This is a genomic window from Bacteroides sp. 11BF, from assembly GCF_019633765.1.
Taxonomy (GTDB): domain Bacteria; phylum Bacteroidota; class Bacteroidia; order Bacteroidales; family Bacteroidaceae; genus Bacteroides; species Bacteroides hominis.
Window position 1 is genome coordinate 50,626 of the sequence record NZ_JAFKPJ010000005.1, and the last position, 23,624, is coordinate 74,249.

The window sequence follows — 23,624 nt, forward strand, 5'->3', positions numbered from 1 at the left end:
CCAATGCTGAAACAAAAAACTCTGAAAGATAGCTTTTCACTGAGAGGAAAAGGTCTTCACACTGGACTTGACCTGACTGTTACGTTTAACCCTGCCCCGGATAACCATGGCTACAAAATACAGCGCACGGATCTGGAAGGGCAACCCATTATCGATGCCGTAGCTGATAATGTAGTTGAAACGACAAGAGGAACCGTGCTGTCAAAAAATGGAGTAAAAGTAAGCACAGTTGAACATGGAATGGCAGCCCTCTATGCTTTGGGCATCGACAACTGCCTGATCCAGGTTAACGGACCGGAATTTCCGATTCTGGACGGAAGTGCACAATATTATGTACAAGAAATAGAGAGAGTAGGAACCGAGGAGCAAAATGCTGTTAAGGATTTCTATATCATTAAATCAAAAATAGAGTTTCGTGACGAGGAGACAGGTTCATCCATCATTGTATTACCCGATGAGAATTTCAGCCTGAACGTACTGGTTTCTTACGATTCGACCATCATCCCGAACCAGTTTGCAACACTGGAGGATATGAAGAAATTCAAAGAAGAGATCGCCCCCAGCCGTACCTTTGTATTTGTACGTGAAATCGAACCTCTGTTATCAGCCGGACTTATCAAAGGAGGCGATCTGGACAATGCCATCGTTATTTACGAACGCGAAATGTCGCAAGAGAACTATGATAAGTTAGCCGATATTATGGGTGTTCCCCATATGGATGCCAAACTATTGGGGTATATCAACCATAAACCGTTGGTATGGCCCAACGAGTGTGCCCGCCATAAGTTACTGGACGTAATCGGAGACCTTGCTTTGATTGGTAAACCGATTAAAGGAAGAATCATCGCTACACGCCCGGGACATACCATCAATAACAAATTCGCACGTCAGATGCGTAAAGAAATCCGCCTGCATGAGATACAGGCACCGACCTATGACTGTAACCGAGCTCCGATTATGGACGTAAACCGTATCCGTGAGCTACTTCCTCATCGCTATCCGTTCCAGTTGGTGGATAAGGTGATCGAAATTGGTGCCAACTACATCGTAGGTGTTAAAAACGTAACCTCCAACGAGCCCTTCTTTCAGGGACATTTTCCTCAGGAACCTGTAATGCCCGGTGTATTGCAAATAGAAGCAATGGCCCAAATCGGCGGACTACTCGTTTTAAACTCAGTAGACGAACCGGAGCGTTATTCTACTTATTTCATGAAAATCGATGGAGTGAAGTTCCGTCAGAAAGTAGTACCGGGTGACACCCTGATCTTCCGCGTAGAGTTGTTGGCTCCTATCCGCCGAGGAATCTCGACGATGAAAGGCTATGCTTTCGTTGGCGAAAAAGTAGTCTGTGAATGCGAATTCATGGCACAAATAGTAAAAAACAAATAATTTATAAGCATGATAAGTCCCTTAGCGTATATTCATCCCGAAGCAAAAATCGGTGAAAACGTAGAGATTGCTCCGTTTGTTTACATTGATAGAAATGTAGTCATCGGAGATAACAATAAAATTATGGCTAATGCCAACATCCTGTACGGTTCACGTATCGGAAACGGAAATACAATCTTCCCGGGAGCCGTTATCGGAGCAATCCCCCAGGATTTGAAATTCAAGGGTGAAGAGAGCACAGCCGAAATAGGTGATAATAACCTGATTCGTGAAAATGTGACCATTAACCGGGGTACAGCTGCCAAAGGCAGAACCATTGTAGGCAATAATAACCTGCTGATGGAAGGTGTCCATGTAGCTCACGACGCATTGATCGGTAACGGCTGTATCATTGGTAATTCTACCAAAATGGCCGGTGAAATCGTTATTGACGATAATGCCATCATCAGTGCAAATGTATTGATGCACCAGTTTTGCCGGGTAGGCGGATACGTGATGATCCAGGGAGGTTGTCGTTTCAGCAAAGATATTCCCCCATACATCATAGCCGGTCGCGAACCCATCGCTTATAGTGGAATCAACATCATCGGACTCCGTCGTCGTGGTTTTTCAAATGAAGTTATTGAGAATATTCATAATGCATACCGCATCATTTACCAAAGCGGACTCAACACATCGGACGCCCTTGCAAAGGTTGAATCAGAAATACCCGCCAGTCCCGAAATAGAATATATCGTTGATTTTATTCGTAACTCGGACCGGGGAATCATCAGGTAAATAAATAGAAATCAATAAGAAAAAGGAGGATGCCCGGAAAGCATCCTCCTTTTTTGTGGAATAAACCCAGCCATCTTATTTGCAATCTTTCGGTTTTTTATTACTTTTACGCCATCAATAAAACAGTAACAACTATGATATACAGATTTACCATTATATCTGATGAGGTTGACGATTTCGTCAGAGAGATACAGATTGACCCGGAAGCTACTTTCTTCGATTTTCACGAAGCTATCTTGAAAGCAGCGGGTTACACGAATGACCAGATGACTTCTTTCTTTATCTGCGATGACGATTGGGAAAAAGAGAAAGAAATTACTCTGGAGGAAATGGACAATAATCCGGAAATGGACAGCTGGATAATGAAAGAAACCCGCCTCAACGAACTGATTGAAGACGAAAAACAAAAACTGCTCTATGTATTCGACTACATGACGGAACGTTGTTTCTTTATTGAATTATCCGAAATCATCACCGGAAAAGAAATAAAAGGTGCCAAATGTACCAAAAAGTCAGGTGAAGCTCCTAAGCAAACAGTAGATTTCGAAGAGATGGCTGCCGCAGGAGGCTCACTCGACTTAGATGAGAATTTCTATGGTGATCAGGACTTCGACATGGAAGATTTTGATGCAGAAGGATTTGATGTTAACGATGGTGCATCCGGTGGTGGAGGTTCATACGACGAAGATAAATTTTGAATAATATGCCCATGTGACAATACACCTGCCGACCACGTTATCATATTGCATAGCAGCCGACATATTGTCACATGGACACATTATCACATTACTAATCGTTATGACTCCCAAAACTTTAATCGTACTTATAGGGCCTACAGGCGTAGGAAAAACGGAGTTAAGCCTCCGTATAGCAGAACATTTCAAGACGAGTATCATTTCGTCTGATTCCCGGCAGTTATACGCCGAACTTAAGATAGGAACAGCAGCTCCAACCCCGGAGCAATTAAAACGGGTTCCACATTATTTTGTAGGTACTTTGCAACTCACCGATTATTACAGTGCCGCCCAATATGAGATGGAGGTAATGTCTCTCCTTGAACTTTTATTCAAACAGCATGATGTCGTTCTCCTCACAGGAGGTTCTATGATGTATGTAGATGCCATCTGTAAAGGTATTGACGATATACCGACCGTGGATACGGAAACCCGCGAACTTCTGCTACATAAATACGAAACAGAAGGACTGGATAATCTCTGTGCCGAACTGAAATTGCTGGACCCGGAATATTATAAAATTGTAGATTTAAAGAATCCCAAACGAGTCATTCACGCATTGGAAATCTGCTACATGACAGGAAAGACTTATACCTCCTTCCGCACCCAACAAAAAAAAGAACGTCCTTTTCATATTCTGAAAATAGGATTGACTCGGGATCGTGCCGAACTGTATGACCGTATCAACCGTCGCGTAGACCAAATGATGGAAGAAGGCTTACTGGAAGAAGCACGTTCTGTCTATACCCACCGAAATCTAAACTCTTTGAATACTGTTGGTTATAAAGAGATATTCAAATATCTGGATGGAGAATGGGAACTACCTTTTGCCATTGAAAAGATAAAGCAAAACTCACGTATCTATTCACGCAAACAAATGACTTGGTTTAAGCGGGATAAAGAAATCCAATGGTTCCATCCTGAACAAGAGATAGAAATACTATCGTACCTCCACTCTCAATTAGATACTTATAAATAGCAGATATATTCTTAAAGAATAGAGAAAAAGAAGCCGAATAAAATAAAAAAAACAGCAAAGTAAGTGTTATTATAAAAAAAATATTAATATCTTCACCCATATAGATAATAATATTAATCTTTTAAAGTTAACACTATGCAAAAACGACTATTTTTCTTAACCGGTATCACAGCTACTGCTTTGTGCGCAATCACTATAATTGAGTTTAATCTTAAAAACCAAAAGCAGGATATAATTTTAGCCAATATTGAGGCACTGGCACAAACTGAATTTGATTATAATAATGGTGCAGCAGAAAAAATAACAGATACCACCCAAAGTCAACCAACCTACCAAGTAGCTCCAGATGGAACAAAAATTATAGAAACAGTTTTTGTTTATACGGAAACAAGTTGTTATGGCAGCGGTATAATCGCATGCGAATATGATTTTAGTGCAGACATTAGTCAAAGACCTCTTTAATATGAAAAAAAAGATATTTTTCTCCGGCTTCCTATTGATGATAATGTTCTGTGGATGTATGACCCAGAATGAAATAACAAGCTCGATTGCAGAGTTAGAAACAGTAGAAAAATCAGTGAATGACACTCTTTTTCTACAAAATCCGCAGGTCTTCTGCCTGGAAACAAAAGACAATGCATTGATAAAACGCATTAATCGGGTAATAGAGTGGAAAAACACCTATTATATTTTAGATAAATCCATGAAGCAAGTGTTGGCTTTCAATGACAAAGGCAAACATCTATTTACCATACACCGTGTAGGAGCAGGTAAAGGAGAATATGGAAGCATACTGGATATAGCCATAGACAGGCAAAATGAAAATTTAGTATTCTTAGCCGACCCGACCTCACTGATATATTATGACTTGCAAGGGAACTTTATCAGAACTACAAAACTACCAGGACACTATCATTCAATAGCTATTGATAACAGAATGATATACTTAGAAAATGCCACACTTATTAATAATCAGTTATCCACATCATCCATCACAGTAATAGCCCCGAACGATCAAAAGACTGAATTATTAAAACCACTCCGAGAAGTAGCTCCTTATTGTTTTATCGGAGGACATCAACTGGGCGGAACAGCTCCTGTTGTATTTACCAGAAAGTTCGATGATACGATCTATCAACTGGAAGACGGGAAAATAAGTCCTTACTACTCCTTCAATTTTATGAATGAAAGCTTTCCGGAAGCAGCCAAAGACAAAGAATACACCTGCCGCGAACTTAATAAGTTCACATGGAACCGATATGTATATTTAATGACTAACGTGACAAACGCCCCCCAATACTTATTATTCAGTACGAATCTATTCGGTATATATGTATTTGATAAAAATCAAAACAAGTTATTGAAATACAACAAGATATACAATACGGAATACCAAGCAGACTTGCACCAATACATACCGGTAGAAGGAGCCAATAACCGAGTATTCTTTACGGTTTCTCCCACGACCCTGCTCAGCCTCAAAGCTATAGTTGACAATCATCCGTCTTTCAAAAACAAAATGTCCGATAAACTATATAAATTGACAGAATCATTGGATAGTGACTCTAATCCGGTGATTTTTAGCTATCAGGTAAAATAAACCGCATCCCCAAACCCCACCGATTGAGGGTGTGTCGAAACTTTTATTCACCACACTCTCAATCGGTGGCAGCAAAAATTCTATCTTTCTTTTATTTCTCCAGACCGTCTAAATCAATCTCTACGATCACATCCGTTCCTTTGCCCGGAACAGAACTTAGAGTCAGAACTCCTTTCAGATTTTCCACACGCTCCTTTATGATAACCAGACCAATTCCCGACTTTCCGGTTTGTAGTTCAAAACCTTTGCCATTGTCAGCTATTGTCAGCTTTATCCTGTTTCCCTCCCGAACAAGAATAATCTTAATATGAGTGGCCTGCGCATGTTTCAATGCATTGCCTGTAGCTTCCTGTACAATTCGATAAATCTCCAATGCTACTTTCTGCGATAAATGATCGAATCCCTCCTCCGGTTCAAGCACCAAAGTCAGTTCGGTCTGTCCCGATTGATTACGCTGATAGACATAATCCTGAAGAATCTCAGACAGGGAAGCATATTTAAAGACAGGCGGCATCAAATCATGTGAAATTCCCCGCACTTCGGTTTGCAAAGCTTGTAATGTATCCAAAACCTCTTCCCGACTACTCGTCCCGTCAGCAATTTTCATTTTAATGGCCAGCAACTCGTTCGAAACATTATCATGGAGTTCTTTAGCCAGACGGTTTCGCTCTACCTCCAGGCCCTCAAGATAATACTGCACTTTACGCTGTTGTGCCTCATGCACCAAGGCTTGAAATTCGCGTTCTCTCTCTTCCAGTTTTGCCTTCTGCAATTCAACCGTCAATTCCGTTTCCTGTTGTTTCAGCTTGGCAATCTGCAACATCCCCTCATGAATACGCTGACGGGAACGATAACGTATCAGCAACAGAACAATCGTAATCAGCGCCAATACAATCAAGGTAACAGAAAGAATATTAATCCACTTGTTCTTTTCATTGATGGCCGTAAGTTGCTTCACCACCCTCTCTTTTTCGTCCAGACTATATTGTGCCCGTAACTTCTGAATAGTCTTACTACTATTTTTATCAAACAACCGGGTTTCATACTTCAATGAATTGCGGGCAGCCTCCAGAGCTTTATTATAAAGTTCCTGTTTTTCGTACACTTTGGCCAATAAGGTATAGAAATCAATCAAAGAATGATAATAATCCACCTCCTGTTCTTCATTCATTTTTTTCAGCTCATGCAATCCATCCTGCAGATGTTGCTCGGCCAATTCATAATCCGCCTGATAATAGGCAATCACCCCCGAAACATAGCTAAGTGACACGTTTGCATCGATCTTTTTAGGATTCATCAGTTTTTTACCCGTTTCAAAACATTGTTCCGCTTCCTTTATCTTACCGGCCTCACTATAGACAACTGCCTGATGCAAATAATTATCGGATATAACGTAGCCCACGTCATATGGATTCTCGGTTGATGTGTATACCTCAAAGGCTTCCTGATTGTATTTTGTCACAGAATCCAACAGATTCATCCGATGTTCATTTTGATATAAAGCATAAAAATACTTTGCTTTTATGGTCAATTTCAATATCTGCTGAAAAGGGAAATCCACCGGCAGATCTTTCATCGCTTCGGACAGATCATTCAACCCCTCATCATCTTGCCACATGGAATAAATAATAGAAAGATCATAATATATTTCCGTCAGAATTGCCGGCTTCACCGCATTACGATTAAAATAATCAGCAGCCTGATAATAATTTTCATGCGCTTTCTCCATTTGATTTTTATCAGAATAATAGATACCGGCAATATAATGCATCATACCGGCAATATTATTGTTTTCAAACTTCCCTTTGTTCATAAAAGCACTATCCAGATAGTTTTTAGCTTCAGCCATGTCTCCGAGCTGATTCTCAAACATCGCAACAATTGAATAAAGACGGGTAACAACCGCTTTATCTTCCACCTCTTTGGCTTCGGGAATCAATTGCTTCAGTACGGCAACCTGATGTTCCCGCGAAAGATATGCGATATCTCCGGTCATATAATAACGTTCCATCAAAGGAATCGTTTTATCTTTCATCAGATTCATAATTGAATCATACTGTACAGTATCGTCTTGTGCATTGACGGCTACAACGTAGCAAAATAAAAACAAGAAAACAGATAGTAGTTTCTTCATAAATAAATAATAGTTAAAGTGTAATCCTCTGACATTTTCTTTTGTCACTCTGCCAACCGAAGGTTAAGCCTTGTGTTAGTCACAAAAGTACAAATAATATAGTTGGAGCAAATTAAAATCAAACATAATTTCAATAAACAGATATGCCGATGGAGCCTGCACATATCTCTTTGCAGTCCCCATCGGCATATCTGTTTAGTTGGAATTATACCAATAACTATTATTTTAGTCTTCCGGATTCAATATCACATTTACTTCCGACGACACAGCTGTTTTAACCGGTTTCATACCCAAGCACGAAATGTGAAGCATCGCACTTCTGGGAGCCGAAATAACAAAATGTCCGTAAGCGTCAGAAACGGTTCCCAAAGTAGTACCTGAAATAGATACAGATGCCCCCACTATCGGGTTATTCAAATGATCCTTGATCGTTCCTGTTACTTTTACCAGTTCATCCGAGTTCATGGTAGAAAAAGAAAGTTTATTTAAATCATTCGCATTTTCTCCTTTCAACGTAATCAAAATAACACCATGTTCGGCTTTATCTCCATAGATCCTTACCGACTCTTTATCTTTCAGCACACTGATGGACTCAATCATATCCGGATTGATCGCCTCCATTTGTTCGCCGGTTATCTCTTTTCCATCCACCATTATCAACGGTTGAGGCTGAAAATCGACCCGTCGGGTTGCAAACGGAGACAAGCCATTTCTTTTCAATCCATCCGAGATAGTAACTTTACTTGAAATTGATACTGTATCCAACTGTGACACTTCAATGACCACCTTCTCCAGAGCATTCTTTTTCACCGTGTCCACTGCTACCTCGATCGTTTTTTCCGGTACTTTTTTCTCCACTATTTGCTTTAAATCATTAACTTTGACGGCAGAAATCTCTTCCATCTTACCGGAGATTTCCGGACGTGCAAATGCAGTCACAGCAATGGCGGCCAAAGGAAGTACATACAAATACTTCAATCGTGCCCAGGGATTTGATTTTTCTTTTAACATCATAGTGATACGTTTTTTAAGTTTACTGTGATTAAAGCTGTTGGCCATAGAGTAGAGCCTTGTGCCAACAGCTTTCTTTATCAGTAATAACTGATATTGCTTAGCATTGACACCCTCCCTTATCACCGTTTCATCAGCCTCGTATTCATGTATATTCTGCAGTTCCTGCTTCAACAGCCAGGAAGCCGGATTAAACCATTGAAAGAAAATACAAATGTCCGCAATCAGCAAATCGACAGAATGCCGGTTACAGATATGAGCCGTTTCATGGATTAGTATTTCTCTACCGTCTTCTTCTAAATCTTTCTTAGAAATAACAATGTATTTCATCCAGCTAAAAGGAGAAATTTTGCACTGATGAACCACTAAAGTTATTCCATTTCCCATCCTTTCTTTCTTGCCCGACCTCAATAATGCCAGCAAACGGATCAGGGAATAAAGATGACGGCACACAAAAAAAAGAATACCTGATAAATAGATTATCAAAATGATCTGAATACCCGATACAGATGTCCCTTCTGCCTGTGTCACCTCAGATGCCGGCATATCTGCCATCATCAATAACTGTTCGATAGTAAGCATCGTCTGATGCATTTCCGTCTGTTGGGTAGTAGTCAGCTGAATCAGAGGCAGCAGCAGTGACAGCAACAAAAGAGCCAACAGAGCAATTCGGTTAAACCGGTGAAACGTCTCCTTACTCAGCAGTAAACGATAAAACAGATAAAAACCCGCCAAACAAGCAGATGACTTCAGTATATAGACAAAAAAGACTCCCATATATTCATTATTTAAGATACGGTTCCAACTTCATTTTACTCATCATTTCCCTGCTCCACCTCCTGAATCAGTTTTTTGAGATCATCGAGTGAAATATCTTCTTCCTTCACCAGTGACGAAACGGCACTGAGATATGAATTATTGAAATATTTACTAATCACACTCTTCAACGTACGTTTACTGAAGTCGGACTCACTGACAACCGCATAATACTGGTAAGTATTGCCATAAGTATGGTGTGCCAGAAAACCTTTCTCTTCCAGTCCACGCACAATAGTAGACAATGTATTAAAATGTGGCTTCGGCTCATCATAGAATGCTAACATTTCTTTCACAAACAAAGGACCTTTCTCCCAGAAAAATCCCATAATTTCCTCTTCTTTTGCTGTTAATCCTTTCATAACTTTTCTTCTTTTGCATGCAAATAACGAAAAGATTTAGTTCAAAAACTAATTTTAGCAGTTAATTAAAACTAAAGGATTACCCGATAAATGCGTAACTGAACCAGCATTTAAATGGAATTGATAATCAAAAGATTATATTTACCTGAATTTCGCTCCCGATGTAAAGCCATTTACCCGGGCATGTAAAAGCGTTTACCTCAGCATGTAAAGCCATTTACCTCGGCATGTAAAAGCATTTACCCCGGCTGGTAAACGGAACCGGCATTCAAGGTTACGGATGTCCACACTTGGAGTTAGCGTCAAGACAACGCGTTCTTCGGATAAACCAGATTTTGGCAATGCATGAGAAAAACCACGCATTTGCCGGATGAACCGAAATTATCATGTACCTTTGTACCTCTGTTATAGAATTACTTGATTATGAACCTGAATACTCCGGTAGAAATTCCATCTGGATTCATCCCCATTCACCATGCACAGCGACTGCTGATAATGGGTTCCTGTTTTGCAGAAAACATCGGAACCTTACTTGCTGAAAATAAGTTCCAAGTAGATATCAATCCTTTCGGTATCCTATACAACCCATTGTCCATCTCAATGGCCTTGCGTGAAATCATTCGTAAAAGGCTGTATGAAGAATCCGACCTTTTCTCGTATCGTGAGTACTGGCACAGTCCAATGCATCACGGCTCTTTCTCCGCAGCCACTCCGGAAGAAGTTGTACGGAACATACGGGTCCGCCTGGAGCAAGCACACAAAGAACTGAAACAACTTGACTGGCTCATGCTGACCTTCGGCACCGCATACGTATATGAACAAAAAAAGACGGGGAAGGTAGTAGCCAACTGTCACAAATTGCCTGAAAAGGATTTCGTACGCCGTCGTCTGGAGACCGATGAGATAACAGAAGACTATATCCTGTTACTGGACGAACTGATTTCACTGAATCCAAAGATCAAAATATTGTTCACAGTCAGCCCCATCCGTCACGTACGCGACGGAATGCACGCCAATCAACTCAGCAAAAGTGTATTGCTCCTTGCCATCGACCGGCTGATGCAACGTTACCCACAAGCCACTTTTTACTTCCCTTCTTACGAAATAATATTGGACGAGCTTCGGGATTACCGTTTCTACGCAGATGACATGGTACATCCATCGTCATTGGCCGTCAATTACCTCTGGGAACGCTTCTCAGAAACATTTTTCTGTCCCGAAACGCAAGCACTGATTAAGGAGTGCGCAACCATACGGAAAGCCATTGCACATAAACCTTTCCATCCCGAGTCAGAAGAGTATAAAAGATTTTTAGGACAAATTGTGTTAAAAATAGAACGACTTAACGGAAAATACCCGTACTTAGATTTCGAAAAAGAAACAAACATGTGCCGACTGGCGCTTCGATAAATGTGCAAATATGCCAATGCTTTATTATTATGTCATATACAATTGAATCAATCGTTGAAAAAATAGGTGCACGGCGTCTGGGAAACAAGCCTGCTACCATCGACTGGCTACTGACAGACAGCCGTTCGTTATGCTTTCCGGAAGAGACCCTCTTTTTTGCCATTCCTACCAAAAGGAATAACGGCGCACGCTATATCCCTGATCTCTATGAACGGGGAGTCCGCAACTTTGTAGTAACAAGCGAGGATTTCAAGGGGCTCACCATGGATAGTGAACAGCTGAAAGTGACAATGGCTCAGGAATGCAATTTCCTTATTGTCTCCAATACTTTAAAGGCACTTCAGAAACTGTCCGAACAACATCGCGGCTCTTTCCAGATACCTGTAATCGGCATCACGGGCAGCAATGGAAAAACCATCGTCAAAGAATGGCTGCACCAGCTGCTCAGTCCCGACCGGGTAATCGTACGTTCGCCACGCAGCTACAATTCACAGATCGGCGTACCGCTGTCTGTCTGGCAGATGAACGAAGAGTCCGAATTAGGTATCTTTGAAGCCGGTATTTCGGAAATGGGAGAGATGCGTCCATTACAGAATATGATCAAACCGACTATCGGTATCCTGACTAACATTGGCGGGGCACACCAGGAAAATTTCTTTTCATTGCAGGAGAAGTGCATGGAGAAACTGAGTTTGTTTAAAGACTGCGACGTCGTCATTTACAATGGTGACAACGAAATGATAAGCAATTGTGTCGGAAAGTCGATGCTGACCGCCCGTGAAATCGCATGGAGCATGAAGGACATCGAGCGTCCGCTCTACATCAGCAGGGTGGAGAAGAGAGAAGACCATACCGTCATCTCCTATCGCTATCTGGAGATGGACAATACATTCTGCATCCCCTTTATCGATGATGCTTCCATAGAGAACTCCCTGAATTGTCTGGCCGCATGCCTGTACCTGATGGTACCCGCCGACCAAATCACCGAACGTATGGCACGTCTTGAACCCGTAGCCATGCGCCTGGAAGTAAAAGACGGCAAGAACAACTGCATCCTGATCAATGACAGCTACAACTCAGATCTTGCTTCACTGGATATTGCTCTCGACTTCCTTTACCGCCGTTCACAATCAAAAGGTTTGAAACGTACTCTAATTCTCTCAGACATTCTGGAGACCGGGCAAAGCACCACAACACTCTATCGCAAAGTAGCACAACTGGTTCATAGCCGGGGCATCGAAAAGATTATCGGCGTAGGAGCTGAAATCTCCTCGTGTGCATCGAAGTTTGATATAGAGAAATATTTCTTTCCCGACACAAAGGCACTTTTAGCATCAGATGTCATAAAGAAGCTCAAAAATGAAATCATCCTGATAAAGGGTTCCCGCAACTTCAGTTTCGACCTCGTATCGGAGGAACTGGAACTGAAAGTGCACGAAACCATCCTGGAAGTCAATCTGGGTGCAATGGTAGCCAATCTGAATCATTATCGTTCGATGCTCAAACCGGAAACCAAAATGGTATGCATGGTGAAAGCATCGGCATATGGAGCCGGTTCATACGAAATAGCCAAAACCCTTCAGGAACATCACGCCGACTATCTGGCAGTAGCAGTAGCCGACGAAGGTTCCGATCTCCGCAAAGCCGGTATCACAGCTTCCATCATTATCATGGACCCGGAACTGACAGCGTTCAAAACCATGTTCGACTATAAACTGGAACCGGAAGTATATAACTTCCACCTGCTCGACGCACTGATTAAAGCTGCAGAAAAAGAAGGCATCACCAACTTCCCGATCCACGTAAAACTGGATACGGGCATGCACCGGCTCGGATTCGAAGAAAAAGATATCCCGCAACTGATTCGCCGGCTGAAGAATCAGAATGCCGTGATACCCCGTTCGGTCTTCTCACATTTCGTGGGAGGCGATTCGCCCCAATTCGACGCATTCACCCGTCAGCAAATCGAACGATACGAACATATGTCGACTGAGCTGCAAGAAGCATTTCCACATAAGATACTGCGCCATATCTGCAATACGGCCGGTATCGAACGCTTTCCCGGAGCACAATTCGATATGGTGCGGCTGGGCATCGGATTGTATGGTATCAGCCCCATTGACAATTCAGTCATCAACAACGTAAGTACACTGAAAACAACCATTCTCCAGATACGTGATGTAGCGGAGGAAGATACGGTAGGATATAGCCGCAAAGGACATCTGGTTCGTCCTTCGCGCATCGCGGCAATCCCCATCGGATATGCTGACGGTCTGAACCGCCATCTGGGATGCGGGCACGGTTATTGCCTCGTCAATGGTAAAAAAGCTCCATATGTGGGTAATATCTGCATGGATGTATGTATGATAGATGTGACGGATATCGATTGCAGAGAAGGTGACCAAGCCGTGATTTTCGGTGACGAACTGCCCATTACCGTTCTTTCGGATACCCTTGACACCATTCCTTACGAGGTACTGACAGGTATCTCAACCCGGGTAAAGAGGGTATATTATCAGGATTAAACTCTTCCACGGATTCCTCTGGACACCACAAGTCCCCGGAATCCGGTAATTAAAAAGGGATAAACTATCAGGGGGCGCATTGAAAGTCTTTCCACCACAGGGGATACAGAGTAGCACAGAATATTCATATTGATAATCTATGATTTAAAATTTATTCTGCGCTACTATGTGTCCTTATGGCAAGTTTTGACATAGCCCCTCTTTTCGTTTTTATCGCTTCCGTTTTCGCTTTTATGATTCCGCTCCTTCTATTTTCATTCAAAAAAATCTATCTTTGCACAAACTAATACAATGATGTTATGACAAACCTGTTATTATTGGGATTTATGCCCAGCGGCTCCGAATGGATTATCATTTTGCTGGTTATTCTCCTGCTCTTTGGCGGAAAAAAAATTCCCGAACTGATGCGAGGTCTCGGCAAAGGAGTGAAAAGTTTTAAAGAAGGCGTAAATGAAGCCAAAGAAGAGATAAACAAAGCTAAGAACGAAATAGACGAACCTTCAGATACGGAGAAGAAAGATAAATAATTCTTTTGCTCTCTCCATCTTTATCTTTGCATAATGGCAGAAAACAAAGAGCTGACTTTTTGGGACCACCTGGACGAACTGCGCCGGGTACTTTTTCGGATGATTGCCGTTTGGTTTGTACTGGCTGTGGGATACTTCATAGCCATGCCTTATCTGTTCGACTCTGTGATTCTGGCACCCTGCCATAACAATTTTATCTTTTATGACCTTCTCCGCGAAATAGGGCGTACATTCAATCTGACAGACGAATTCTTTACCCAAGACTTTAAAGTCAAATTGGTCAATATCAACCTGGCTGCCCCCTTCTTCATTCATATGTCCACTGCTTTCTGGATGTCGGTGGTCACTGCTATGCCCTATCTGTTCTTTGAAATCTGGCGTTTTATCAGTCCCGCTTTATATCCCAACGAACGAAAAGGAGTGCAAAAAGCACTTACCATCGGTACGGTTATGTTCTTTATCGGAGTCCTGCTGGGCTACTTCATGGTCTATCCTCTCACTCTACGCTTCTTATCCACTTACCAACTCAGTGCTGAAATCGAAAACCAGATTTCTCTGAATTCCTATATTGACAACTTTATGATGTTGGTATTATGTATGGGATTGGCTTTTGAACTTCCGCTATTGACATGGTTACTCTCTCTGTTAGGGTTGGTCAACAAATCGTTCCTTCGGAAATACAGGAGGCATGCCATCGTTGTAATTGTAATTGCCGCAGCTGTAATCACTCCTACCGGCGACCCTTTCACACTCAGTGTTGTCGCCATCCCGCTCTATTTGCTCTATGAAATGAGTATATTGATGATTAAAGACAAAAAAGCGGCCAGTTCATAGAGCTCTACGTTTTATTGCCAACCATCATCAGATGTTTCCATCTACATTTTTGTCCATCCGCATGAGATTCCGGGAATTATCATGTATTTTTGCTGTATGGAAAATGAAGTGAACGAATCTTTTGAGATCCTGCTTGCAGCTTGCCAGACCACAAACGACAATCTGGCAATGGCTTACAAACAGTTACGTGACCTGCTTGAACGATTGTGCCGGGCGCAAATGCAGGATGAAAGCCTTCAGATGACTGACCTCTCAGCACGCATCAGTTTCGTATCTGCACGAGCCGGCCTGACGGTTGTCGAACAAAACCGGCTGCACACTTTCCGGCTGACCTCGAATGCCATTCTTAACCGCAAGGAAGAACCGGTACGCGAAAAACTGCTGCGAGATATCAAGACACTTGCTTTCTTTATACGCAAACTTTATGAAATTGAGATTCCCAGTACGCTCTATCGCCTACTGCCTCGTACCGATGCAACTTATATCGTGGCTCCTCCGGCTAAGAAACAGGTAAAACGAATGCGTGTATGCTATCAATACGCAGACGAACAGTATCTTTATGTTATTCCGGTCGATGCGCTTGCCGATGAGTTTCTCCGGGTACGCTATAACGTTCCTCAAATCAACGAGGAATTTGCGCAGACTTGTGAAATTCTATGGCACCATGCCCAACTCAATCTGCTCGACGTAGCTATTGACGAAGCCGGCATTCTGACCCCTTCGTTCATTGTACTTGAACCGGACTATCTGATCGATATCAGTTCGTTAGCCGAATGCTTCCGCGATTACGGACATCATCCTGCCAACTATGTATTGGCACGCCTCCAGCCCATTGAGAACGCCCGTCCGCTACTTCTGGGAAACATTGCCAACCTTTTTCTTGACGAATGGATTCATGCTGAAGAGGAACCGGACTATAGAGAATGTATGCAGAAAGCTTTCCGCCGTTACCCGATTGAGCTGGCAGCCTGTGCCGACTTACGCGATAAGGAGAAAGAGCGTCAGTTCTTTGACGATTGCAAACTACACTTCGAACATATCCGGGAAGTGGTAAACGACACTTTCCATGCTCCGGGTTACGAATTGGACAAGAGGGACGCTGTGCTTGAACCTTCTTACATCTGTGAAGCACTCGGTCTGCAAGGACGACTGGATTATATGCAACGGGACATGTCGTCCTTCATCGAAATGAAATCCGGAAAAGCAGACGAATACTCTATCCGCAACAAAGTAGAACCGAAAGAAAACAATAAAGTACAGATGCTGCTTTACCAGGCAGTGCTGCAATATTCGATGGGGATGGATCATCACCGGGTAAAGGCTTACCTACTCTATACACGCTATCCCTTACTCTATCCGGCACGCCCGTCGTGGGCAATGGTACGCCGCGTCATCAATCTGCGCAACCGGATCGTATCCGATGAATACGGAATCCAGCTACGAAACAGCGTGGAGTATACTGCTTTAAAACTCCAGGCCATACAGTCCGACGTACTTAATGAACGAGGATTATCCGGCCGTTTCTGGGAACAATATCTCCGCCCTTCCATCGACAACCTATCGCAGAAACTGGGTTCACTCACCTCGTTGGAACGGTCGTACTTCTTCGTACTCTATAATTTCATAACCAAGGAGTTATACACTTCCAAATCTGGAGATGTCGATTATGAAGGCCGCACCGGTGCAGCTGCCTTGTGGCTCTCTACTTTAGCAGAGAAATGCGAAGCCGGAGAAATTCTTTATGACCTGCACATCAAAGAAAACCATGCAGCGGACAAACATAAAGCACATATTCTTCTTTCACAAAAGAAGAGAGAACCTTCGTCTGAAGAAACGAAAACATCCCCGGAAAAAAACGAAATATCATCTCCGGAAAAAAACGAACCACAAGCCCTGCCTAATTTCCGCCAGGGAGATGCCATTGTTCTCTACGAGCGTAACGGAAATGAGGATAACGCTACTAACAAAATGGTATTCAAAGGCAATATCGAATTCATCACAGAAGAAGAGATAGGTATCCGCCTGCGCTCCACTCAGCGAAACAGTTCCGTACTTCCTCCGGACAGCCTTTACGCAATCGAACACGATACCATAGATACCACTTTCCGAAGCATGTATCAGGGACTGTCAGCTTTTGCTTCAGCAACAAAAGAACGGCGTGATCTATTGTTGGGACAACGTCCGCCCGAGTTTGACTCCGGACTGGACGGACACATTCTTTCCGCCACCGATGACTTCTCCCGGGTGGCTCTGAAAGCACAGGCTGCCAAAGACTATTTCTTACTGGTAGGTCCTCCGGGAACCGGCAAAACTTCGTGTGCCCTGAAGAAAATGGTAGAAACCTTTCATAGGGAAGAACAGGCGCAAATACTTCTACTTTCATATACTAACCGGGCTGTAGATGAAATCTGCAAAGCCCTTTCGTCTATCCACCCGAAAGTCGATTTTATCCGTGTGGGCAGCGAACTTTCATGTGACGAAGCCTATCGCGACCACTTGATTGAAAATGAACTATCACACTGCTTCCGCCGGTCCGAAGTAACCGAGCGCATCAGTCACTGCCGTATCTTTGTAGGGACAGTAGCCTCCATTTCCGGTAAGCCCGAACTCTTTCGCCTGAAAAAGTTCGATGTAGCCATCGTGGATGAAGCCACTCAAATTCTGGAGCCTCAACTGTTGGGCATCCTCTGTGCCCGCAGTGAAGATGGAGAAAATGCCATTGGCAAATTTATTCTGATCGGTGACCATAAGCAGCTACCTGCTGTCGTATTGCAAAACACCGGACAATCGGAGATTTATGATGAGGAGCTACGTGCCATCGGACTGAAAAACCTCAAAGATTCTCTCTTTGAGCGCCTCTATCGTACCGCACGTACATCATCAACCGATCTTCTCCCTTCTGTTTCCTCTTCATCACCCGAAGGACATCGCTCCTTCGATATGCTTTGCAAGCAGGGACGGATGCACCCCGAAGTAGCCCTTTTTGCCAACCGTGCTTTTTACGAAGGGCGGTTGATCCCAGTGGGACTTCCCCATCAGGTTGAAACCATAGAAGGAATGTCAAGAATAGTCTTCCTTCCTTCGGAAGCAGAACCACAAGGAGCTTCGGCAAAAGTCAACCACTCGGAAGCGTGTATCACAGCCCGGCTTGCAGCAGACATTTACCGGCAATATGCCGGGACTTTTGAAAGTACACGCACCTTGGGGATCATTACCCCTTACCGAAGCCAGATCGCTTTGATTAAAAAAGAAATTGCCATGTTGGGAATCCCGGAACTGAACTCAATTCTGGTAGATACCGTAGAACGTTTTCAGGGAAGCGAACGAGATGTCATCATCTATTCATTTTGTGTAAACTACCCCTACCAACTTCGCTTCCTCTCTAATCTGACAGAAGAAAATGGAGTCCTTATAGACCGGAAACTAAATGTCGCGCTGACCCGCGCACGCAAGCAAATGTTCATTACAGGAGTGCCCCGACTGCTTGAACAGAATCCAATTTATGACAGTTTGATAAAATTAATAAAACAGCGAGAGGCATTATCTTAATTTTGCAGTCCTTAGCTTTTATTCTTTCTTTCTGAACTTCGTTAACACCTCAGTATATCGCAAACCGCTATATTTGCACTACGTTTTTTTCATAGAGATTTAGATTTAAGGTTAGAAGAATTGTGGAAGTCGTGAGACTTCCCTTTTTTTCATCTTAAAGTTTGCTTTCTTTTTGAGCTAAAGCATAAAAAGAAAGTAAACCCAAAAAGCCGCTTCGTGAGAAGAGGCTTTTTTTATATCCTATCGTCAGAAATCACCACAGAGGACACGGAGGACACAGAGAATATTTTCTTTAATATACTAAGCAAGAAATTAAAACTCTGTGTCCTCTGTGGTGAATCAAATTCAAAGCAGTATAGAATTATACACTTACGGGATGAACCCTAACGCAATCATTCCTCCCATACCAGATAAGCTGAAACCAGCCAATGGTTCAGTTTATTCCCATCTACAACCTGAGCCTCAGGAATACTGACCGTAAAAGTGTGCTTGCCGGGAGTAAGCGTACCAATAATTACCTCTTCGGGCACAACGTCCGAACCGGGACACCAATTGGAACGGGAAAGATCCGAAGAAGCCAGCGGCTCTTCCACTTCTTTCTCTGTATACCCCTTTTCACCGATATAAGAGGCCAAACGTTTGATCAGCCAAACACCGGTCGCCGGATTGAAACGCCGGAAAGAAGCACAATCATCACGCCAAGGAACAAAGTTGAGCACCTCTTTCCCATCAACAGAAATAATGTTACGCTTTTGCACAAATTCGTCCCCACCGCTATGGCCACCATGTCCGGTCACTATATATTTAAGACGGATATTTTTTGCTCCTTTGGGAACTGTAAAATCAGTAGATACATCCCGACGGGCAAAAATATCAGGATAGCTCTGTCCCATATAATAAACGGTATTCATCAACGGTTCTACATGGCGTTTCGGAAGAGCGTCACAAGTAAGGCTACTTTCTTTCACGTCAATATCCGCACTTACCAAATAACCTTCAGAAGTCCAGGTATCAATATAAATACCGACATAAGCCTCTCCTTCAAGCAAAGGATAAAGATCGGTAATATCTTGTTGCCAGGTAACATTGCTTTCCCACTTGGGGATATAAACCGGACGGCGTTTGCTGCTCAGTGAATCATTGTTATTACTATAGTACCCCACACCGAATGGAGTCATAAAACGCATCAACTCTACTGTAGGCAAATAGTCTTTTCCGGAAACGATACCTACCATTTTTTCCAGCTTCAAGCTATCTACTGGAGGAAACTTCGCACCATCACGAGCGATTGTCAGCAGATTGACAGCTGATGACTTGGGCAACACAAAACAAGAACCCGACTTATCCCAGCGATCACCGTTGGAAGCAAGGGTAATCTTTAGGTTCACCGACACATTTCGTTTGTATGCAGGAAGAGTTATCTTCTTCAGGATGATACGCCCATTGACCAGATGGTATACACCTGACTCATCCGCCCCGTTATAATTATTAGGATACGTATCAGGAGAGAAACGTACATTCACATTTTCAAATACCGGAACGTGAAGGTCGCCTTTGGCAGGCAGGTTCTTATGTCCTCCCGCCCAAAGCTGAACAGAAAGGAATAGAAAAACGAATAAAGAAGTTAATCTGAAATTCATAAAGGTTTATTTTTTAATTACTTTCAATCACTTGCCCCACTCCACGATAAAGCTTGATAGGACCATCGAGTAACACAGCAATCACAGTGATCTGTTCATCCTGCACACGTTCGGGAATATCGATATAGAGGTTTCCCGGCACCTCACTCCAATAGTTCTTGTTATAAACCTTGTATGGCAACATAGCTCCGTTGCCCACTACCCATACACGGTTCACCTTATTGACAAGCCCTTTCACCTCAATCGGGCCGTTTGGCTTATAAGGTAAGTAAAGGTAAAGAATATCGCCTGCTTTATTCAGTGTGGTATACCCTTGAAAATGCTCACATGGAATACCGGCACGCGTCTCGTAGATAGCTTCCTTATGCTTCTTCGTCCAACGTCCGAACTCTTTCAGAACAGCAATCTGTTCAGCAGGAATAGTTCCATCTTCTTTCGGTCCTATATCCAGAAGCAGATTACCACCCATGCTGAGGCAATCGACAAAAGTACGCAGCAGCATGAACGGAGTTTTATAATTGGTATCAGCATGTTGATAGCCCCACGAATCGTTCATGGTCATGCAAAGTTCCCAATATTTATCGGCAGGGCGAACCACAGGAACTCCTTGCTCGGGTGTGGCATAATCACCATATCCCTGAATACGGGAGTTTACTATAACATTCGGATTAGTGGAACGCAGCAAATTGATGATCCCTTTCGAATCCCAGGCTTCAGCGGTTTGTTCCCAGTCTCCATCGAACCAATAAAGATCGGGCTTCCAGGTTTTATTCAGTTCAGAAAGCTGTCCGAAATTGAAGTTAACAAACTTAGCCCAACGATCCGGATCGTTTTTGTAACGTACTTCCGTGCGGGTTTTATTAGGATAATCGGGATGCGACCAGTCGAGCAGCGAATAGTAAAATCCAAGTTTTAATCCTTGTTTGCGCACCTCCTTCACAAAAGGAGCAATCAAGTCGCGCCCGGCAGGAGTGCTTTTCACGGTACTCAAGTCACCCACCTTCGTATCCCAAAGAGCTACACCATCATGATGCTTGGTAGTGATGACGGTGTAACGCGCACCACTTTCCTTAATCAGTTTCACCCATTCCTGAGGATTGTAGGCCGATGCCGTAAATCCTTTCTCCTGAGCCATGTACTCTTCATAAGGAAGGTAATTGTTGAAAAATGACCAGCTCTCAGATACTCCATTCACAGCATAGATTCCCCAATGAATAAAGATTCCTAACTTGGCCTGGGAGAACCATTCCATTCTTTTCTCTTTCTGAGCAGCCGTTTCCTCAGTAGGAGCCGTTTGGGCGTTCAGCCCAAACCCTAAAATAAACAAGGCAATAAGGGTAATGATCAATCGGTTGTTTTTCATTTTATTTTAATTATGTTTTGTCTCAATTAAGGCAAAGATAAAATTTCTATCTTGAAATACAAAATAAAAGGAAAAACATAAAAATCGAACCGCACATCCTCTGCCTATACCACAATCCGGACCGAATCCGGAATCAGCGCCCTGAAGTTTTCATATATTATTTACATTTCAAGCTTCATTAAAGTCTATTTCGTATTGGAAGTACTCTAACGCATCCCAAGAAAGTAAGTCCGGTCTATTTTCAATTCAAACGTAGTTCCTATTTTTTAGTAAGACAAACCGTGTGCGAAAACAATATTTATTGTGTTCGATAACGCATTTATTCTTCCTTTTTATAAATATATCATAAAATAATCTCTGAAAGTATGAAAATAAGTAGCCAATATCATTGGATAACATCAAATAATGCGTATTTTTGGCTCCGAAACAAAACCGGAAAATTTTAAATCAAATAGTATGAATACACTCCAAAACACTGTGGGGAAAATGACAAACTACAGATGGACAATTTGCGCCATGTTATTTTTCGCGACAACAATAAACTACCTCGACCGCCAGGTGCTATCGTTGACCTGGGATGAATTTATCAAGCCCGAGTTTCATTGGGACGAATCACATTACGGCATTATAACTTCTGTGTTTTCCATTGTATATGCCATTTGTATGCTTTTTGCCGGTCGGTTTATCGACTGGATGGGTACTAAGAAAGGCTATCTCTGGGCTATCGGTGTATGGTCGGTAGGTGCCTGCATGCATGCATTTTGTGGAGTTGTGACCGAAGAGTATGTAGGTATGCATAGTGCAGCCGAACTGATAGCGGCGACAGGCGATGTAGTGGTAATACTCGCCACTATAAGCATGTATTGTTTTCTGGTTGCACGCTGCATCCTGGCACTTGGTGAGGCGGGTAACTTTCCGGCTGCCATTAAAGTAACGGCCGAATATTTCCCGAAAAAGGATCGAGCGTATGCCACTTCCATTTTCAATGCCGGTGCCTCTATCGGCGCTCTGATTGCTCCTTTAAGCATTCCATTACTGGCCAAAGCCTGGGGATGGGAAATGGCGTTTGTTATCATCGGTGCCCTCGGTTTCATATGGATGGGGTTCTGGATATTCATGTATACAGCTCCTTCTAAAAGCAAATTCGTAAACAAAACAGAACTCGAATATATCGAACAAGACAAACAGGAGAACGGAACAATACCCGCAAAAGAAGATAAGGAAAAGAAAGGCATGACTTTCCGGCAATGTTTTATGTATAAACAAACCTGGGCTTTTGCATTCGGCAAGTTCATGACGGATGGAGTATGGTGGTTTTTCCTCTTCTGGACACCCTCCTACCTGAGCACTCAATTTGATATAAAAACCTCCGAAGGATTGGGTCGGGCACTGATTTTCACTCTTTACGCAATTACAATGCTGTCCATCTATGGTGGAAAGATTCCCACGATTATCATTAATAAAACGGGACTAAACCCGTATGCAGCCCGCATGAGAGCTATGCTGATTTTCGCCTTCTTCCCTCTGTTGGTACTACTCGCCCAACCACTGGGAACCATCTCCCCCTGGCTTCCGGTTATCATGATCGGTATCGGAGGTGCTGCCCATCAATCCTGGTCCGCCAATATATTTTCTACTGTAGGTGATATGTTCCCCAAAAGCGCTATCGCCAGCATTACCGGTATCGGCGGCATGGCAGGTGGAGTGGGTTCTATGATTCTCCAGTATTCAGCCGGTAAGCTGTTTGTACATGCAGATATAACCCAAATGGTATTTATGGGCTTCATCGGTAAACCGGCCGGGTACTTTATAATTTTCTGCATCTGTTCGGTAGCCTACCTCGTTGGATGGATTGTGATGAAGGCATTGGTTCCCAAGTATAAACCCATCATATTGGATTAAAAACAAGCACATAGCAGACTGAAATAAAGAGTTAATTCTTCCCCCCTGTTCAGGAACGAAGAATTAACTCTT

General features: G+C 42.9%; 17 protein-coding genes. 12 read left to right on the forward strand and 5 right to left on the reverse strand.

Annotation, left to right across the window (positions count from 1 at the left end; all coding sequences use genetic code 11):
- The first annotated feature begins 3 nt into the window (after positions 1–3).
- From JZY04_RS06635 to JZY04_RS06660, 6 genes are all read left to right on the forward strand, one after another.
- The gene (locus JZY04_RS06635; protein WP_005775630.1) at positions 4–1,389 is read left to right on the forward strand and encodes a bifunctional UDP-3-O-[3-hydroxymyristoyl] N-acetylglucosamine deacetylase/3-hydroxyacyl-ACP dehydratase; all 1,386 of its coding nucleotides are present in this window, start codon (positions 4–6) and stop codon (positions 1,387–1,389) included.
- Between the two features lie 9 nt (positions 1,390–1,398).
- The gene (lpxA, locus tag JZY04_RS06640; RefSeq protein WP_005775629.1) at positions 1,399–2,166 is read left to right on the forward strand and encodes an acyl-ACP--UDP-N-acetylglucosamine O-acyltransferase; all 768 of its coding nucleotides are present in this window, start codon (positions 1,399–1,401) and stop codon (positions 2,164–2,166) included.
- Positions 2,167–2,300: 134 nt separating this feature from the next.
- Positions 2,301–2,864 carry a hypothetical protein gene (locus tag JZY04_RS06645; RefSeq protein WP_005775628.1) on the forward strand — a complete coding sequence of 188 codons (564 nt, stop codon included), beginning with the start codon at positions 2,301–2,303 and terminating at the stop codon, positions 2,862–2,864.
- A gap of 100 nt (positions 2,865–2,964) precedes the next feature.
- Positions 2,965–3,879 carry a tRNA (adenosine(37)-N6)-dimethylallyltransferase MiaA gene (gene miaA / locus JZY04_RS06650; RefSeq protein ID WP_122141653.1) on the forward strand — a complete coding sequence of 305 codons (915 nt, stop codon included), beginning with the start codon at positions 2,965–2,967 and terminating at the stop codon, positions 3,877–3,879.
- Positions 3,880–4,014: 135 nt separating this feature from the next.
- Positions 4,015–4,341: a hypothetical protein gene (locus JZY04_RS06655; protein WP_032540845.1), complete on the forward strand. Its 327-nt coding sequence runs from the start codon at positions 4,015–4,017 to the stop codon at positions 4,339–4,341.
- Positions 4,304–5,479, forward strand: a complete 1,176-nt coding sequence (locus JZY04_RS06660) for a 6-bladed beta-propeller (RefSeq protein ID WP_181996243.1) — start codon at positions 4,304–4,306, stop codon at positions 5,477–5,479. The genes JZY04_RS06655 and JZY04_RS06660 overlap by 38 nt, the downstream gene beginning before the upstream one ends.
- A 91-nt stretch (positions 5,480–5,570) precedes the next feature.
- On the opposite strand, the gene JZY04_RS06665 is transcribed toward JZY04_RS06660, so the two are convergent.
- The 3 genes from JZY04_RS06665 to JZY04_RS06675 all read right to left on the reverse strand — a co-directional run bounded on the left by JZY04_RS06665 (position 5,571) and on the right by JZY04_RS06675 (position 9,802).
- On the reverse strand, positions 5,571–7,613 hold the full coding sequence (locus tag JZY04_RS06665; protein ID WP_122141651.1) for a sensor histidine kinase: 2,043 nt from the start codon (positions 7,611–7,613) through the stop codon (positions 5,571–5,573).
- 225 nt (positions 7,614–7,838) lie between these two features.
- The gene (locus JZY04_RS06670; RefSeq protein ID WP_122141650.1) at positions 7,839–9,401 is read right to left on the reverse strand and encodes a carboxypeptidase-like regulatory domain-containing protein; all 1,563 of its coding nucleotides are present in this window, start codon (positions 9,399–9,401) and stop codon (positions 7,839–7,841) included.
- A 35-nt stretch (positions 9,402–9,436) separates the two neighbouring features.
- Positions 9,437–9,802 (reverse strand): BlaI/MecI/CopY family transcriptional regulator, encoded by a 366-nt coding sequence (locus tag JZY04_RS06675; protein ID WP_005775621.1) that lies wholly within the window; start codon positions 9,800–9,802, stop codon positions 9,437–9,439.
- Between the two features lie 423 nt (positions 9,803–10,225).
- Between JZY04_RS06675 and JZY04_RS06680 the strand changes: the two genes are divergently transcribed.
- From JZY04_RS06680 to JZY04_RS06700, 5 genes are all read left to right on the forward strand, one after another.
- A complete protein-coding gene (locus tag JZY04_RS06680; RefSeq protein ID WP_122141649.1) occupies positions 10,226–11,212 on the forward strand; it encodes a GSCFA domain-containing protein in 987 nt (328 codons plus the stop codon).
- Positions 11,213–11,241: 29 nt separating this feature from the next.
- A complete protein-coding gene (locus JZY04_RS06685) occupies positions 11,242–13,737 on the forward strand; it encodes a bifunctional UDP-N-acetylmuramoyl-tripeptide:D-alanyl-D-alanine ligase/alanine racemase (protein ID WP_181996241.1) in 2,496 nt (831 codons plus the stop codon).
- Positions 13,738–14,036: 299 nt separating this feature from the next.
- Complete coding sequence (locus tag JZY04_RS06690; protein WP_005775616.1) at positions 14,037–14,264, forward strand: twin-arginine translocase TatA/TatE family subunit; 228 nt, start codon at positions 14,037–14,039, stop codon at positions 14,262–14,264.
- A 33-nt stretch (positions 14,265–14,297) separates the two neighbouring features.
- The gene (tatC, locus tag JZY04_RS06695; protein ID WP_005775615.1) at positions 14,298–15,098 is read left to right on the forward strand and encodes a twin-arginine translocase subunit TatC; all 801 of its coding nucleotides are present in this window, start codon (positions 14,298–14,300) and stop codon (positions 15,096–15,098) included.
- A gap of 81 nt (positions 15,099–15,179) precedes the next feature.
- Entirely contained in the window at positions 15,180–18,647 is a 3,468-nt protein-coding gene (locus JZY04_RS06700; protein WP_122141647.1) for an AAA domain-containing protein, read from the forward strand.
- Between the two features lie 392 nt (positions 18,648–19,039).
- Here the strand turns inward: JZY04_RS06700 and JZY04_RS06705 are convergent, their stop codons facing one another.
- Together JZY04_RS06705 and JZY04_RS06710 are read right to left on the reverse strand one after the other, a co-directional pair.
- Positions 19,040–20,287, reverse strand: coding sequence for a PNGase F N-terminal domain-containing protein (locus JZY04_RS06705; protein ID WP_122141646.1), 1,248 nt, complete (start codon positions 20,285–20,287; stop codon positions 19,040–19,042).
- A gap of 13 nt (positions 20,288–20,300) precedes the next feature.
- Positions 20,301–21,650 carry an alpha-L-fucosidase gene (locus JZY04_RS06710; RefSeq protein ID WP_044300043.1) on the reverse strand — a complete coding sequence of 450 codons (1,350 nt, stop codon included), beginning with the start codon at positions 21,648–21,650 and terminating at the stop codon, positions 20,301–20,303.
- A gap of 456 nt (positions 21,651–22,106) precedes the next feature.
- On the opposite strand from JZY04_RS06710, the gene JZY04_RS06715 reads away from it, so the two are divergent.
- Positions 22,107–23,552 carry an MFS transporter gene (locus JZY04_RS06715; RefSeq protein WP_122141645.1) on the forward strand — a complete coding sequence of 482 codons (1,446 nt, stop codon included), beginning with the start codon at positions 22,107–22,109 and terminating at the stop codon, positions 23,550–23,552.
- Positions 23,553–23,624: the final 72 nt, after the last annotated feature.